This is a genomic window from Deltaproteobacteria bacterium, assembly GCA_016709225.1.
GTDB classification, from domain to species: domain Bacteria; phylum Myxococcota_A; class Polyangia; order Nannocystales; family Nannocystaceae; genus Xiheibacterium; species Xiheibacterium phototrophicum.
In genome coordinates, this window is sequence record JADJEE010000001.1 from 2101110 (window position 1) to 2112415 (window position 11306).

The window sequence follows — 11306 nt, forward strand, 5'->3', positions numbered from 1 at the left end:
ATCACCCTTCGAGCTCGCGCAGCCGCGCGCGGGCGATGTCGCTGGCGCGGGTGTCGGGGTACGCATCGACCAGGCCCACCAGCACGTCGCGCGCGTTGGCGTCGTCGCCGAGCTTGCCGTAGCACAGCCCGATCTTGAGCAGCGCGTCGGCGGCCTTGTTGCCACCACCGTAGCGCTCGACCACCGCGGTGAACGCCGCGAGCGCGTCGTCGAAGTGCCCTTGGTCGTAGGCCGCCTCGCCCTTCCAGTAGAGCGCATTGTCGGCGTAGTCGTGCTTGGCGTGGTCGCGCGCGAAGATGTCGAAGGCACGCTCGGCGCCACCGATCTCGCCGGCCTTGTACAGCGCCATCGCAGTCTCGTACTCGGTCAGCACCGCGTTGCCGGCGGCGTCGCGCGGAGGTCGGTCGGGACGCGTGGGCGCGTTGTCCTTGGTGAGCTGCACCAGCCGCGTGCCCACCAGGCGATAGCTCGCGCCCTTGTCGGGACCGACGCTGGCCTCGCCGGCGGTGAGCGGCTCGTGGTCCTCCCACGCATCGTCGTCGGGCGCACCAGAGTTGGGCAGGTTACCCAGCGTGCGCGTCGGGGCGCGCTTGCGCGGCGACGGTGCCTCGTCAGGGGGCGGCTCGGCCTCGGCGCGCGCGCGGGGCTGCAGCCGCACCACCGGCAGCGTTCGATCCTCGGGGCCGTAGCCATCGGCGTCGTGCTCGAGCCGCACCACGCGATCCTCCAGCTCCGCGAGCCGTCGACGCATGGCGGTGTTGTCGCGCCGCAGCGCGTCGACCAGCTCGGCTTGGTCGTGGGCGGCGGCGGCGGTGCGGCTGGCGGCCGCGCCATGGGCACAGCCGGGCAGCGCGAGCGCCAGCGCCAGCCAACCCGCGATCGGCCCTGCACTGCGGGGTCGCGGTCGCGCGCGGGCTCGATTCGCTGCTACGGGTTGCGCCATGCTCTGGTGGACCAGGCTAGCAACCCTGGTCCGAGCCCGCCAAAAACCCGACCGAAGCGGCCGGCCCCGAGGCCCGGCCGGGGCGAGGGAGCGCTGCGGCGGCGTGGGATCGAACGGCCGGATGCACCAGGAGGGCCCGGCTTCGCGCGCCCTCCTGACTCCCAACGCTGCCGAAATGATGCGAAGCTCGCAGGCGACGTGAAGCTCGACAAGCACGTGTTCGCCCCCGCGTTTGCCCTCCTGTTCGGACTCGTCGCGACGCCCGCCGCCGCCGACGAGGCTGGCGCCCAGGGTCGCATCGTCCGCTTCGCGCTCAACACCCAGGGCAGCGACGACGCCGGCTCGCTGGGATCGATCGGCGTGCGCAAGTCCGATGGCAAGATCGACGAGTACCGCTGGGGCGGCACCTCGTGCCCGGCCTCCAAGCTGACCGACAGCCAGGTGCTCGCGCTCGAGCACGCGTTCCACAACCGGCACCGCACGCTGGTGACGCCGCGGTTCAAGCCCGGCGACGTCAAAGAAATCCGCTGCCTGGTCGGCTTCGAGTTCAACGCCAGCTCCTGAATCACGCTGCGCGACTGCGAGGCTTTGCACGGGCGACGCTCCGTGGCATCGTGCGCGCGCCGACGGTCCGTCGCGAAGGCGACGGGGCAAGAGGGAACGCGGTGAGACTCCGCGGCTGTCCCGCAGCGGTATGCAGGAACGAACGTCGCACCCGCACTGGGACCCCCGACGAGGGGCGACTGGGAAGCGCGATCAGTAGGTCACCCAAGAGCCTGCGAGCCCGAAGACCTGCCGTTGGACACGCCCTTCGCGAGGGCGTGATCGAATCGTCCCCGGACCACGCGGATGGCCGGCGATTCCCGACGGACCCACCCGAGGTCTCGCCGGGGAGCAAGGGCCCCGTCGTGGGCCGGGGACACCCAACGTCGATGCGCGCGACATCGCTTCGGGAGTCCACCACATGATCCGTCCTGCAATCCTCTCGGTCCTGCACCGCGCCTGCGCGTCGGTGCCCCTGTTCATCCTCGTCCCCGCGTGCACCGGCGACGACGCCAGCGACACCTCCACCCACGGCGACGGCGGCTCGAGCGACGGCGGCTCGAGCGACGGCGGCTCGAGCGACGGCGGCTCGAGCGACGGCGGCTCGAGCGACGGCGGCTCGAGCGACGGCGGCTCGAGCGACGGCGGCGAGGCGCTGGCGATCGTCGGCGAGTGGGTCGACGACTTCGGCGGCGCCCACGAGATCACGCAGACGCAGTGGGTGCAGACCTTCGGCGCCGACGTCTTCACCTACGCGATCGACAGCTTCGACAACACAGCGCACACCCTCGTCGCGCACAGCGACGACGACGACACCTGGTCGCGCTTAGACTGGACCACGCTGCCCGACGAGCTGTGGTACTGCCAGGCCGCGTTCGGGCTCGACAGCGCCGAGGCGGCCGCCGCCGCGACGCCGGCCGATCCCGCCGACCCTGCCAACGCCGGCTGCGGCGGCTTCAGCTGGAGCCGCCTGACGCCGCAGTGACCCGCGCATCCGATGGATCCCGATCCTCCTCGGGGAGGTTGGGGTCCATCGGCGGCCGTTGGCCCCGCAGCGCCCGCAGGGCGTACCACAGCAGGCTCACCTCACCGATCGCCAGCCCGACCACGACGCCGGCGTCGACGATGCCGCGCCACGGCTGTGAGAGCTGGCTGACCACCATCACCAGCCCGATGATGCCGAGCGACACCGACCACGCGACCACGAGACCCCGCCGCGTGGCGTGGAAATAGGACATGCAGAAGGCCGGCGCGAGTGCGATCCGCAGCGGCGTGGCGTGCTCACCCAGCGCGATCGCCCGCGCGACCACGCGCGGCGAGAAGCGGCGGTGGAACCCACGCAGGCCCTCGGCGTGGGCCATGAACGCGATCCACAGGATCATCGCGATCCACTGCGTCGTGGTCAGACCGGCGTCGATGGCCTCGAGCGAGCGACCGGCGAGGCGCGTGATGCCCTGCCCCAGGAACACCGCGACGCCACCGAGGCCCCATGCGAACGCGGGCAGGTGGGTCACCAGGCGGGGTCGGGTGTCGTCGTGCTTCACAGACATATGTAGTTCGGTACGACGCTCGTGCAGACGCTGCCGCGCGGGCACGCGTCGGACAACGGCATGCAAGGGATCGCGCAGTGCGAGGCCACGCACTGCGCCTCGTCCTCGCAGTCCTCGCCCATCTCGCAGTCGAGCAGGCAGCGCCCGACGTCCGTGAACGGCGAGGCCACGCAGCTGCGTCCGCGCGCGCAGGTCTCCCCGTTCACGCACGTGCACCCCAGCGAGGAGCACGGTGCGCACGCGCTGGTGTCGAGCACGCACGCGCGGCAGGTCGCCACGCCGCTCTCGAAGCCGAGCGCATGGCAGTCGAGCACGCCCGGATCGGCGGCACTGACATCGCACGCCTCACCGAGATCGAGCACCCCGTTGCCGCATCGCAAGCTGCACGCGGCGTCGCAGGCATCGCCGCCGTCGCAGGCCTCGTCGGGTCCGACCCAGCCGTCGTCGTACACGTTGGGCTGACACGTGGGCGTGCAGTTGCCGAAGCCATCGAAGCCTGGATCGCAGGCCTCGCCGGGATCGAGGCTGCCGTCGCCGCACACGCCCCCGCGGCGCCGCTGCTCGACGACGACGAGCCGCCATCGCTGGTGCTCTCGCTGGTGCCGAGCGTTGCCAGGCTCGACGCGACCGACGACGAGCCCTCGCCGAGCTCGACGTGGGTCGAACCGCCGGCGTCGACGCAGGTGCCCGCGAGCGCGGCCGGTGCATGCTCGCCGTAGCGCTGTCCGCTGCCGCAGGTGGCGTCGTCGAAGCTGCACCATCCGTCGGGCTGACAGGTCCCGACCGCGCCACCGTCGACGCACGCGTCCGCGCCTTCACAGGCGAAGGTGCCGACGCGACAGCCCGCCTGCAGCGCGAGCAGCAGCGGTAGCAGCACGCGCGACGGCACGTCGACTGGGGTCCGCCGCGGCGGCACTGTCATCGGGCGTGGCATCGCAGAGCACGGGCGGGAGCGAGCGGCAACGCTAACAGCCCGCGGCGAAACCCCGCAACGCGTGCCGGTCCTGGCCCGCCAGTCGCGCGATGCGGGGTCCCACGCGCGCGGGCGCGCCCGTCCGGTCGCGACGCCGGCGGGCACGTGATCGGACTCGCGAGCGCGCCGGCAGCGTCGCACGCTGCGCCCTCGGGGAGCCCCGAGAGCGCCGCCTTCGTGCTATACGGGCGCCCGCGACCGTCGTCGCGAAGAGCCCAAGACACCATGCCACGCCGCAACAAGATCACGATCGTCGGAGCTGGAAACGTCGGAGCCACCGCCGCCCACTGGGCAGTGCAGAAGCACCTCGGTGACGTGGTGCTGGTCGACATCAAGGAAGGTCTGCCGCAGGGCAAGGCGCTCGATCTGTCGGAGGCCTCGCCGGTGTTCGACTTCGACTGCGACGTCATCGGCGTCAACGACTACGACAAGACCGCCGGCTCCGACGTGGTCGTGATCACCGCCGGCGTGCCGCGCAAGAAGGACCCCGTCACGGGCAAGTTCACCAGCCGCGACGAGCTGGTCGAGATCAACCGCCAGATCGTCGGCGAGGTCACCCGCCAGATCGCCCAGCGCTCGCCCGAGGCCGTGCTCATCTGCGTGAGCAACCCACTCGACGCGATGTGCCACGTGATGCTGGCCGAGTCGGGCTTCCCGTCGCAGCGCGTGATCGGCATGGCCGGCGTGCTCGACACCGCCCGCTACAAGTACTTCATCGCGCAGGCGCTCGGCGTCTCGGTCGAGGACATCCACGGCATGGTGCTCGGCGGCCACGGCGACACCATGGTGCCGCTGCCGACCCACACCTCGGTCGGCGGCATCCCGCTCACCGAGCTGCTGCCGCAGGACACCATCGACGCCATCATCGCGCGCACCCGCAACGGCGGCGGCGAGATCGTCGGCCTGCTGGGCTACTCGGGCTACTACGCGCCCGCGGCCGCCAGCATCGCGATGGTCGAGTCGATCGTCCGCGACAAGAAGCGCGTGCTGCCCTGTGCCGCCTACCTCGACGGGCAGTACGGCTACAAGGACCTCTACATCGGCGTGCCCTGCGTGCTCGGCAGCAAGGGTGTCGAGAAGGTCATCGAGATGAAGCTCGGCGCCAAGGAGAAGGAGATGCTCGAGGTCTCCGCCAAGGCGGTGCGCGAGGTCGTCGCGATCCTCCCCTACGGAAAGAAGTGAGATCATGAAAATCCACGAGTACCAGGGCAAGGAGCTGCTGCGTCAGGGCGGCGTGCCGGTGCCGCTTTCGCGGGTGGCGTTCTCGCCCGCCGAGGCCGCGACCGCGGCCGCGGCCCTGATCGGCGAGACCGGCAACGAAGTCGTCGTCGTCAAGGCGCAGATCCATGCGGGTGGACGCGGCAAGGGTCGCTTCCGCGAGCACGCCGACCTCGGCGGCGTGAAGGTGGTCCGTGGCGCCGACGCGGCGGCCGAGGTCGCCGCCAAGATGCTGGGCAGCACGCTCGTGACGATCCAGACCGGGCCCGAGGGCAAGCTCGTGCAGCGATTGCTCGTCGAGCAGGGCATGGACATCGCGCGCGAGCTCTACCTCGCGATCACCCTCGATCGCGCGACCGGTCGCAACACCGTGATGGCGTCGTCCGAGGGCGGCATGGAGATCGAAGAGGTCGCGGCCACGCACCCGGAGAAGATTCTCCGTGAGACCATCGATCCGGCCCTGGGTCTGCGCGACTACCAGGCCCGCAAGCTCGCGTTCGGGCTCGGGCTCGGCAGCGACGGCGCCAAGAAGCTGGCGCTGTTCCTGCGCAAGCTGGTCGCCGCCTACGATCGGCTCGACTGCTCGCTGCTCGAGGTCAACCCGCTGGTGGTGACCAAGTCCGGCGACATCGTGGCGCTCGACGCCAAGGTCAACTTCGACGACAACGCGCTGTACCGCCACGCCGACGTCGAGGCCCTGCGCGACCCCACGGAGGAAGACCCCTCCGAGCTCGAGGCCAAGAACTTCGACCTCAGCTACATCAAGCTCGACGGCACCATCGGCTGCATGGTCAACGGTGCCGGCCTGGCGATGGCGACCATGGACATCATCAAGTTCTTCGGTGCCGAGCCGGCGAACTTCCTCGACGTCGGCGGTGGCGCGACCGCCGAGAAGGTCACCGCGGCGTTCAAGATCATCACCAAGGACAAGGCCTGCAAGGGCATCCTGGTGAACATCTTCGGCGGCATCATGAAGTGCGACACCATCGCCAACGGCGTGATCGCGGCGGTCAAGGAGGTCGGCCTCAAGGTGCCGCTGGTGGTGCGCCTCGAGGGCACCAACGTCGAGCTCGGCCGCGAGCTGCTCGACAACAGCGGTCTGCAGGTGACGACCGCATCCTCGCTGCGCGACGCCGCGGCCAAGATCGTGGAGATGACGAAATGAGCGTGCTGGTCGACCGCAACACCCGCCTGCTCGTGCAGGGCATCACCGGCAAGACCGGCCTCTTCCACGCCACGCAGTCGCTCGCCTACGGCACCAAGGTCGTGGCCGGGGTCACCCCCGGCAAGGGTGGCGAGCGCGTGCTCGCCGAGATGGACAACCCCGCCGGTGGCAAGGGCGTGCCGGTGTTCGACACCGTCGCCGACGCGGTGCGCGAGACCGGGGCCAACGCCTCGGTCATCTTCGTGCCGCCGCCGCTCGCCGCCGACGCGATCCTCGAGGCCGCCGACGCTGGCGTGCCGCTGCTCGTGTGCATCACCGAGGGCATCCCGGTCGCCGACATGATCGCGGTGCGTCGCGCCATCGCCGAGCGCCCGGTGCGACTCATCGGGCCCAACTGCCCCGGCATCATCACGCCCGAGCAGTGCCGCATCGGCATCATGCCCGGCTACATCCACAAGCCCGGCAAGATCGGCGTGGTCTCGCGCTCCGGCACGCTGACGTACGAGGCCGTGCACCAGCTGACGACGCTGGGCCTGGGTCAGACCACCGCCATCGGCATCGGCGGCGATCCGGTGAACGGCACCAACTTCGTCGACTGCCTGCGGCTGTTCAACGACGACGGCGCCACCGAGGGCATCGTGATGATCGGCGAGATCGGGGGCAGTGCCGAGGAGGACGGCGCCGCGTTCATCCAGGCGCACGTGCGCAAGCCCGTGGTCGGGTTCATCGCCGGCACCACCGCGCCGCCGGGCAAGCGCATGGGCCACGCCGGCGCGATCATCTCGGGTGGCAAGGGCACCGCGGGTGCCAAGCTCGACGCGATGCGCGAGGCCGGCGTGCACATTGCCGAGACGCCCTCGGACATCGGTCAGACCATGGTGCGCGCGCTCGGCCGCAGCTGAGCTCGCGCGCGTCGATGCGTGCGGCCGCAGTGTGCCGCGCGCACCTGCCCCGGCGGCGGTTGCCCACAACGTGGGTGGCCGCCGCTGTCGTTTGGGGCTGTCCCGAGCGAGGGTGACCAGCCCCGGCCGCCCTCGGCCGCACGTGATCGTTCGGCCGAGGCGAGTGAGTCGGACAACGGTTTGGTAGCTCACCGAAGCTTGGCACGTGTGGTGCTTGGATGATGTGGTGGGATCCGTGTCCGCGCCGTCCAGCTCGTTCGTCTTGTTGTGCGCCGAGGAGGACGACCTCGAGCTGGTCCGTTGGGTCGACGTGGCGCGCAGCCGCGGGCTGTCGCCCGAGGTGGTGACGGGCGTCGAGCGCGACGACGAACCGCTGGTCGAGGCCCTCGGTGATGCGAGTCGCGGCCTCTTCGTGGTGCTGCGCAGCGAGAACCTCGAGGGGGAGCGACTGCGGGAGATCAAGCAGCTGTTCGCACGCCATCGCAAGCCGCATCAGCGACTGACTGCCCTGCGACTCGAGCGATCGGCCGACGCCGCGATCGCCCAGATCGCGATCGAGCTGCGCGGCCCCTCGCGTCCGCGCTCGGAGACCTCGATGGTGATGCGCCTCGACGAGGCGATCGAGACCGGACCGCACCGCGTGATCGTGGCGGCACCGATGCCGCCGCCGACGCCCACCGTCGAGGTCGCGCTCGACCTGGCGCAGCACGTCGCGCAGCACGAGGTCACCGAGCGCATGATGCCGGGCGATCACACCGAGCCGCTGGCGATCGGCCGCCCGCTGCCCGCGAGCCCGCGACGCTCGTCGGGTGCGGGCCTGGCCGCGACGGTCGTGGTCGCGCTCGCCATCGGTGGCGGCGCGCTGTGGCTGACGCTGCGCCCCGATGCCGAGGCCGCCGCGACCCGCAGCCACGGTGGTCGCGTGAGCGAGGTGCGTGCCGCCGAGAGCGGCGACACGCCCGAGCTCGGCCAACCGGTCGTGCGCGAAGCTCCTGTGCGCATCGAGGCGGTGCCGCCCGGCGACGACCCGACGCCAGGCGAGCGCCCCCGCAGCGTGCCGCGATCGCGACGCACTGCGGAGCCATCGTCGAACCCCGCAGCTGGGCCGGCCGAGCCCGTGGGCGCCACCCCCACGGCCGAGGCCGCCGGCGCGTCCGCGGAGCCCGCCCGCGCACGGCCCGACCCGGAGCCGGCGTCGTCGCAGGGTCCGGCGGCGCCGCGCTCGAAGCTGCCGAGTGCGGCACCGGCCGCACCCGAGGTGGTCGCGCGCAGCGAGCCCGCCGCCGAGATCCCCAGCGAGCCGGCACCGCTCGAGTAGCGGCCGGTCGTGCCGGCCCGCGGCGGTCGCTTCGCGACGCGAAGTTCCACCGCGGCCTGCTAGCCTCCGCCGGGCGATGGTCTACATCTCGAAGGTCTACACACGCAGCGGTGACGACGGCGGCACCATGCTCGCCAGCGGCGAGCGCATCGGGAAGGACCACCTGCGCATCCGCAGCTACGGCGACATCGACGAGCTCAACGCCCAGATCGGCGTGCTGCGCATCGAGCTGCAGCGCGCCGACGAAGCGAAGGATGCCGGCTTCGTCGCGACCGCCGACGCCGAGCTCGCACGCATCCAGCACGAGCTCTTCAACCTGGGCGCCGAGCTGGCCACGCCGAGCGCGGTCGACGAGGTGCCCAAGCTCGCGGTGCACGACCGTCACGTCGCGCGACTCGAGCACGAGATCGATGCCCACAACGCCCTGCTCGAGCCGCTGCGCAGCTTCGTGCTGCCGGGCGGCGGTGCGGTCGCGGCGGTCTGTCACGTGGCGCGCACGGTGTGCCGCCGAGCCGAGCGCGAGCTGGTGGCGCTGGCCCACGGCGACCGCGTGCGCGGCGAGGCGCTGCGCTACGTCAACCGCCTGAGCGACTACCTGTTCGTGCTCTCGCGTGCGGCCGCCCGCGCGTGGCAGGAGCCCGAGGTGCTCTGGGATCCCGCGTCGGTGGAGCAGCCGTGAAGAAGTACCGCTACGAGTTCCCACCGCTCGAGCCCCACTTCGTCGAAGCCCCCAGCGCCGACGCCGTGGTCCGCTACGTGCGACGCACATACCCGCACAACTTCGACGAGGTGCTGCCGACGCTGGCCGAGATCCCGCAGTGGCCTGCGTTCTGGACCATCGTCGACGCCGACGGTCGCGCGCTGCCCAAGCGCCCCACCGAGTGAGCGCACCGGCCCGACGTCGCCGGTTGAGTCAGCCGTCGTCGGGCCAGGGCGAGCCGGTCGCACCGCAGCGGCGCAACAGCGTCTCGATGGCGCGCCGTCCCTCGTCCGAAAGACGGCGGCTGTCGTCGTTGACGTACAGCGCGATGTGGCGATCGATGACGTCGCCGCTCAGCTCTTGCGCGAGCGACTCGACCCACGGGCGCGACGCCGCGGGCTCGCGAAACGCCAGCGCGATCGAGCCCGACAGCGCGTGCTCGAAGCGAGCGACGAGCGACCGTGACAGCGAGCGCCGGGCGGTGATGACCCCGAGTGGCACCGGCAGTCCGGTGTCCTGCTCCCAGCAGACCCCGAGGTCCGCGATGCAGTGCAGGCCGTGGGCGCCGTAGGTGAAGCGGCCCTCGTGGATGACGAGCCCGGCATCGACCTCGCCGGCGGCCACCGCCGGCATCACGTGATCGAAGCGCATCGGCACCGGCACCACCTGCGGCGCGAAGGCCTGCAGGAGGCGCCACGCGGTGGTGCGCACGCCGGGGATGGCCACGCGGTGCTGCCCGAGCGCGGCCAGGCCGCCGAGATCGTCGCGCGCGGCCTGCCGTACCACCAACGGGCCCACGCCGCGCCCGAGCGCCGCACCGGCACCGAGCACCGCGTACTCACCCAGCGCCTCGGGCAGCGCGCCGACGCTCAGCTTGGTGAGGTCGAGTCGCGCAGCGTCGGGATCGCAGGCGCGGGCGTTGAGCGCCTCGATGTCCTCGATGACAGGCGACAGCACGATGCCGTCGAGGGCGACGCGCCCGTGGACCACGCCGTCGAACATGAAGGTGTCGTTCGGACAGCTCGAGAAGCCCAGGCTCAACGTCGTGCTCACGTGCAGACCCCCGCTGCGACCAGTCGATCGACGGCGCCGCCCAGCGCCACCATGGCGCGCCGCAGATCCCACCCGGCGCGGTCGCGATCGCCGGTGTAGTTGCTGACCGCTCGCACGGCGATCCACGGCACGCCGAGCTCGGCGCAGACCCACGCGATTGCGGCGCCCTCCATGGTCTCGATCGCCGCGCCGCTTCGCGCCCGCGCGGCCGCCAACGCATCGGTGCCGCTGCAGGTCGAGACCGTCACGCCCGCGACCGCGGGGCACGCCAGCGTGGCTGCGGCGCGGGCGGTCATGGCCTCGTCGGCCCGGGCCTCGCACGGCGCCGTCAGGCCCAGCGCCTGCAGATCGAGGAAGCCCGCCGGCGTCTGCACCCCCTCGTCGATCTCGCGGTCCTGGGCGACCACGCAGATGTCGCCGATCGCGAGCCCGCGGCCGCGGAAGGCCCCGCACACCCCGACCACCACCACGCCGGCGCCCGGCTCCGACACCAGCGCGCGCGTGAGCTCGAAGCTCGCGCGGGTCTTGCCGACGCCGAGCTGCAACCGCGGCAGCCCGTGGCGCAGCAGCGCCTCACCCTCGAGTGGTGCGGCGTGCACCCATCGCCACGCGGCCGGCATCGGTGCCACAGGCATACGCGACAACGACCCCGCGTGGCGAGCCGATCGCCGTGCCATCGTGATTGCGCGGCGGCCACCTCGATGCCGGCGGTGTGGCTGCCGGCGCGCGCGTGGGCTCGAGCGGACCGCACCGGTGCGGACGGGCCGCGTGCCGAGCAGCGCCGGCACACGGGGCAGCACGCGCCGCCGACCATCGCGCGGGGTCCGCCCGGGATGCCGTCTTCGCTGCGACGGCGGATCGGCGCGCGCCGCTTGCCACGACCGGCGCGGGGCCGATGGCCGCTGTCCGCCCCGCATCCTGGCCAAAGCCATGGAACCGCC

The 11306-nt window shown here is 71.9% G+C and carries 13 protein-coding genes and 1 riboswitch; of the genes, 8 read left to right on the forward strand and 5 right to left on the reverse strand.

Features of this window, described 5'->3' with window-relative positions; translation table 11 throughout:
• Position 1: 1 nt before the first annotated feature.
• On the reverse strand, positions 2-943 hold the full coding sequence (ybgF, locus tag IPH07_08575; GenBank protein MBK6917439.1) for a tol-pal system protein YbgF: 942 nt from the start codon (positions 941-943) through the stop codon (positions 2-4).
• A gap of 198 nt (positions 944-1141) precedes the next feature.
• Here ybgF and IPH07_08580 point away from each other — a divergent pair, with 198 nt between their 5' ends.
• Together IPH07_08580 and IPH07_08585 are read left to right on the forward strand one after the other, a co-directional pair.
• Positions 1142-1507 carry a hypothetical protein gene (locus tag IPH07_08580; protein MBK6917440.1) on the forward strand — a complete coding sequence of 122 codons (366 nt, stop codon included), beginning with the start codon at positions 1142-1144 and terminating at the stop codon, positions 1505-1507.
• Positions 1508-1553: 46 nt separating this feature from the next.
• Positions 1554-1758, forward strand: a riboswitch (cobalamin riboswitch).
• 149 nt (positions 1759-1907) lie between these two features.
• A complete protein-coding gene (locus IPH07_08585; protein MBK6917441.1) occupies positions 1908-2471 on the forward strand; it encodes a hypothetical protein in 564 nt (187 codons plus the stop codon).
• Here the strand turns inward: IPH07_08585 and IPH07_08590 are convergent.
• Positions 2443-3036: a hypothetical protein gene (locus IPH07_08590; protein ID MBK6917442.1), complete on the reverse strand. Its 594-nt coding sequence runs from the start codon at positions 3034-3036 to the stop codon at positions 2443-2445. The two genes, IPH07_08585 and IPH07_08590, sit on opposite strands and share 29 nt — an antisense overlap.
• Positions 3027-3578 (reverse strand): hypothetical protein, encoded by a 552-nt coding sequence (locus tag IPH07_08595; GenBank protein ID MBK6917443.1) that lies wholly within the window; start codon positions 3576-3578, stop codon positions 3027-3029. Before IPH07_08595 ends, IPH07_08590 begins: the two co-directional genes overlap by 10 nt.
• Before the next feature lie 656 nt (positions 3579-4234).
• On the opposite strand from IPH07_08595, the gene mdh reads away from it, so the two are divergent.
• The 6 genes from mdh (at position 4235) to IPH07_08625 (ending at position 9497) form a co-directional block, all read left to right on the forward strand.
• Entirely contained in the window at positions 4235-5191 is a 957-nt protein-coding gene (gene mdh / locus IPH07_08600; GenBank protein MBK6917444.1) for a malate dehydrogenase, read from the forward strand.
• 4 nt (positions 5192-5195) lie between these two features.
• A complete protein-coding gene (gene sucC / locus IPH07_08605; protein ID MBK6917445.1) occupies positions 5196-6392 on the forward strand; it encodes an ADP-forming succinate--CoA ligase subunit beta in 1197 nt (398 codons plus the stop codon).
• Positions 6389-7294 carry a succinate--CoA ligase subunit alpha gene (gene sucD / locus IPH07_08610; protein MBK6917446.1) on the forward strand — a complete coding sequence of 302 codons (906 nt, stop codon included), beginning with the start codon at positions 6389-6391 and terminating at the stop codon, positions 7292-7294. The genes sucC and sucD overlap by 4 nt, the downstream gene beginning before the upstream one ends.
• Positions 7295-7529: 235 nt before the next feature.
• A complete protein-coding gene (locus IPH07_08615; protein ID MBK6917447.1) occupies positions 7530-8612 on the forward strand; it encodes a hypothetical protein in 1083 nt (360 codons plus the stop codon).
• 76 nt (positions 8613-8688) lie between these two features.
• Positions 8689-9291 carry a cob(I)yrinic acid a,c-diamide adenosyltransferase gene (locus tag IPH07_08620; protein ID MBK6917448.1) on the forward strand — a complete coding sequence of 201 codons (603 nt, stop codon included), beginning with the start codon at positions 8689-8691 and terminating at the stop codon, positions 9289-9291.
• Positions 9288-9497 (forward strand): hypothetical protein, encoded by a 210-nt coding sequence (locus IPH07_08625; GenBank protein MBK6917449.1) that lies wholly within the window; start codon positions 9288-9290, stop codon positions 9495-9497. Before IPH07_08620 ends, IPH07_08625 begins: the two co-directional genes overlap by 4 nt.
• 28 nt (positions 9498-9525) lie before the next feature.
• On the opposite strand, the gene IPH07_08630 is transcribed toward IPH07_08625, so the two are convergent.
• Together IPH07_08630 and mqnB are read right to left on the reverse strand one after the other, a co-directional pair.
• Complete coding sequence (locus tag IPH07_08630; GenBank protein ID MBK6917450.1) at positions 9526-10314, reverse strand: 1,4-dihydroxy-6-naphthoate synthase; 789 nt, start codon at positions 10312-10314, stop codon at positions 9526-9528.
• A gap of 47 nt (positions 10315-10361) precedes the next feature.
• Positions 10362-10985: a futalosine hydrolase gene (gene mqnB / locus IPH07_08635; protein MBK6917451.1), complete on the reverse strand. Its 624-nt coding sequence runs from the start codon at positions 10983-10985 to the stop codon at positions 10362-10364.
• Positions 10986-11306: the final 321 nt, after the last annotated feature.